Annotated in this window: 2 protein-coding genes and 1 pseudogene; 2 read left to right on the top strand and 1 reads right to left on the bottom strand. The window is 54.4% G+C overall.

Translation table 11 applies throughout. From position 1 onward, the window contains the following. The first annotated feature begins 51 nt into the window (after positions 1 to 51). On the top strand, positions 52 to 1,569 hold the full coding sequence (locus ABYP39_RS17795; RefSeq protein WP_372763825.1) for a sodium:solute symporter: 1,518 nt from the start codon (positions 52 to 54) through the stop codon (positions 1,567 to 1,569). 545 nt (positions 1,570 to 2,114) lie between these two features. Here ABYP39_RS17795 and ABYP39_RS17790 read toward each other — a convergent pair. Next, positions 2,115 to 3,437: an exo-alpha-sialidase gene (locus tag ABYP39_RS17790; protein WP_372747171.1), complete on the bottom strand. Its 1,323-nt coding sequence runs from the start codon at positions 3,435 to 3,437 to the stop codon at positions 2,115 to 2,117. Positions 3,438 to 3,666: 229 nt separating this feature from the next. Here ABYP39_RS17790 and ABYP39_RS17785 point away from each other — a divergent pair. Continuing rightward, positions 3,667 to 3,813: pseudogene (locus tag ABYP39_RS17785) on the top strand (tRNA 2-thiocytidine(32) synthetase TtcA); the annotation flags it as partial. Positions 3,814 to 3,948: the final 135 nt, after the last annotated feature.

Here is a 3,948-nt window from a genome sequence, read left to right as displayed (position 1 = left end):
TAGCCACTTTCTGCATTACGACAATGTTGAGGAGACACCGGGAGCGGGTCAATGAGTCTGGCAGATGGTCTGGTGTTGGGCGGCTACCTACTGGGCATTTTGCTGCTGGGAGTCTATTTCTCTGGCAGAACCCACTCCACCGACGACTACTTTGTGGGGGGGCGCAACTATCAAGGCTGGGTAATCGGCTTAAGTCTGGTGGGTACCTCCATCAGTTCGGTGACCTTTCTTGCCTACCCCGCAGATGCTTATAAAACCGCCTGGCTACGTTATCTGCCCAATCTGATGCTGCCGCTGGCGATTTATTTTGCCGCGCGCTACTTTTTGCCAGTGTTCCGGCGGGGCAACACTGTAACCGCCTACGAGTTTCTTGAAGCGCGTTTTGGCCCCTCAGTGCGTGTCTATGGCGCCGCCACGTTCATTATTGCTCAGCTGGTACGGGTGAGTACCATTCTCTACCTGATCTCCCTGTTGTTGTTCGAAATCAGTGGCCTCGACCCCGTGTGGTGTATCGTGCTGGCCGGTATCTTTGTCGCTGTTTATACCGTAGCCGGTGGCATTGAAGCGGTTATCTGGACCGACGTGATACAGACACTGGTGCTGCTATTGGGAGGGATTGCCTGTTTATGGGTGATTGTCGACCTGCTCCCCGGCGGCTTGGGGCAGGTATTGTCGACCGCCACAGAACACGGCAAGCTGGGCTTTTCTGAGTGGCAGAATGGCGAACTTGAGCCAGTCAGTTGGGATATCAGCCTGCTCAACAAAACCGGCACCATGATGCTGGTGTTAGGGCTGGTTAACTGGCTTACGGAATACAGTAGCAATCAAAATACCGTGCAGCGTTATTGTGCGGCTAAATCCGAAAGTGAAGCCCGACGCGGTATGTGGGTGTGTGCCCTGAGCAGCCTGCCAATCTGGGCGTTTTACATGTTTCTGGGGACTGCGCTCTACGTATTCTACCTGCAATTTCCAGTCGCTGAAGCCGCTGAAATGCTCGACGGTAGCCGCAAGGCGGAGCAGATTCTGCCATTTTTCATTTTGAACGAGTTGCCGCCGGGGTTGATTGGGCTGGTGTTGGCAGCAGCCCTGGCTGCTGCCATGTCGTCACTGGATTCCAGTATCAATGCCATATCTGCGGTGTCGGTGGTGGATATTTACCGCCGTCATATGAACACAGATGCCGCTGAGCGTCATTATCTGATGGTGGCACGTGCGATTGCCGTGGGCGTTAGTTGTTTGATGATTGGCGGTGCGATCGCGTTTTATTTCGCCGACACCAAAACCCTGCAGGACGCTCTGACCATTTTGGTGGCCCTGCTGGGTGGAGGCATGTTGAGTCTGTACCTATTTGGGTTTTTCAGCCGTCGCGGTAACGCCCGCCACGCCTGGCTCGGTATAGGAGTAACCATGCTCTTTACTGGCTGGGTGATCCTGGCTAGAAACGGCTGGTTTTTCTCGGCTGACGACATGCCCTTTGATCTGTACTACACGGCTATCATCGGTAACCTGCTCATGTTCGTCGTGCTGTGGCTCGCGAGTCGCCGCACGCCGCTTCGCACGCAGAGTTGACCGGATGTAGACCATGGCGGTGATGGCCGCAACGGGGTCAATGAGGTAGTCCCACAGGTTGTTAGATTCGAGTAGGCCCAGCTGATAGCCGAGCAGGTCGACGCTGATAATCGCGACAATTAAGTTCAGTTTTCTAAGCCAGGCAGCGGCGGCAATAACCAGCGCCGCGCCAGCAAGAACATCAGGTTGATACCCCCACTGATAGGGGTCGATCATGCCAAGTCCCAGACTCATGGGATAAAACCAGAGTGCCAAGCCCGCTATCATGCCCGCCATCCATTGCAAGTCTCGCTTGGGTAGCGGCAAGCCGCCACGGGTAACGTGATAAATGGCCAGAGCGCATAGCACCAGCGTTGAGGTCAGGCTGAATTCGCCAAAAACTCCGCGCAGGTAATACACCGGTGTTACGCCGGCGATCGGGATGCACAGAAAAAACAGTGTCAGTGCAAACACCGTGACCAATCGCGATGACAACGCAGGTCGGCGACAGATCAGAAGACTGATAAGGGCTGCCCAGTGCAGAGCTGAAACTACCAAGCCTGCGGTTATATCCATTGACTGAGCCACTCCTGTGAAAATGCGCGGTGTTTGATGTAAGCCTTGTTCCAGGTGTAGACAAGGTGAATGGTGCCGTCTGAGGCTTTGATAAGATAAGGGTAGTCGTAGCGATAGCGGCAACCGCTGTCGGTACACAGAGCAGCGGTTGCGGAATCAATGTACTTGCTCTGCAGAGCTTCGGGCATACCTTCGGTGCTCAATGCCTCTTGCAGGGCGCTGGTAAAGGTTTCGCGTGGGACTCGTCGAGGCACTTTACCATTATCGCTATTGTCCTCAATGCGCATGATGGGGTTCCAGCTGACGCCGCGATCCTCCGACACCAGCAAGGTTAGTCGATTGCGTTCTTCCTCGGTATCGTTCGCCACGGCCAGCAGTCGTCCACAGTCCATTACCACAGCGGCAAGCGCAGAGTTGGGGTTAAAAAAGGTCGCGTTTTCCGGTTCTGACCATTCCTGGCCGCTGCTATCAGACGATGTCATGACGGCCGTAAAGGGGGCATCGTCACCGGTGTCACGCAAGAGTGCCAATGCCTTGTCGCGATTAACGGGCAGAATCACCGGTTGAATCGCTTCGCGTCCGGTGGTCAGGCGGCTTTTCGACAGAATGGTGCCGTCAGCAGCAATTCTTAGCAATTCGCCAAATTTACCCGCCATCTCGTGGTAAACGGGCAGGGCAATACTGCCGTCTGCATAGCGGTGAGGGGTGCCTTTGACCAGGGTGCTCAGGTTGAAAAACGGTGACGTCACCAGTCGTCGGTAGGAATGCCAGCTGGCGCCGTCGTCGTCAGACAATGCCATATTCAGTTGGCTGGTCGCCCAGCCGCCGAGCGAAACAGAGACATAGAACAGTGCCAGACGATCTTCCGACAGGCGGGTAATTACCGGATTGCCAAGTTTTTTGATGTAGCGGCCAAGAGCCTGCTGCGTTGCTTCGCGAGTAATCAGTGGGCGAACCTCGCTCCAGATGCCTTGCGCTGGATTGAAGTAGGCCCCGTAAATGGCGACATCCTTTGCTCCCTCGCGGCTGCCGCCAAACCAGGTTGCCAGCAGACGGCCGTCTGCCAGCTCTGCTACCGAAGCGGAGTGGACCATTTCGGTCGAATTGCGCCGCGATACGATCATCGGCTCGCCGCTGTAGGGTGTTTGGACGTCAGTGGTCGGCGCTGGCAGCGCCAATGGTGTGGTTGTGCGGTTGTCTGGCAGCGAATTGTCGGCGAAAACCGGCGGGCTGACGGTGCTTTCGCCGCGAAATGTGGCGAAAGCTGCAGCGCCGAGCAATAGCAGCCACAGGAAACTTGAACGGGTTGGCATAGAAAATCAGGACTCTGAAAAACGGGCTAGGGCGTTTATTGGAAAATCGCACATTTATTGTACAGTGCGATTGTAGCTGAGAAGGGAGCCGCTGTTAAGTCTGTCACGGACTTTGATTTCATTGGGCATTGTCGGCAACCCACTAAATTGCTGGGCATTTTTTGGTCGATACCGGTACAATACCGCGCTTTAATCACTCCCAGAATCCGTAATTGTCGCAGGGTCTGCCGTGTCTGTCGCCGAATTGTCGAAAAAAGAGAAAACCGAGTTTAACAAGTTACAAAAGCGTCTGCGGCGTCATGTTGGCAAGGCCATTGAAGATTACAACATGATCGAAGCCGGTGACCGGGTAATGGTATGCCTGTCTGGCGGCAAGTTGTATCCGATAGAAACTTTGTAAAGTCATGTGGGGCTCGCCAACTGGACTCATAAAAATTGCCGCTTTGTCGCAATGTGCTGATATTTATAGCTTAAATTAGCTTTTCATTCCCCCCTGTTTGTAATAAGTCTT

This window comes from Litorivivens sp., from assembly GCF_041625495.1.
Lineage (GTDB): Bacteria > Pseudomonadota > Gammaproteobacteria > Pseudomonadales > Spongiibacteraceae > Litorivivens.
This window is presented reverse-complemented; position numbering and strand designations above follow the sequence as displayed.

Bases quoted from the DNA above. Each gene is read 5' to 3' on its own strand.
- ABYP39_RS17795 (WP_372763825.1), top strand. From the start codon at position 52: ATGAGTCTGGCAGATGGTCTGGTGTTGGGCGGCTACCTACTGGGCATT.
- ABYP39_RS17790 (WP_372747171.1), bottom strand. From the start codon at position 3,437: ATGCCAACCCGTTCAAGTTTCCTGTGGCTGCTATTGCTCGGCGCTGCA.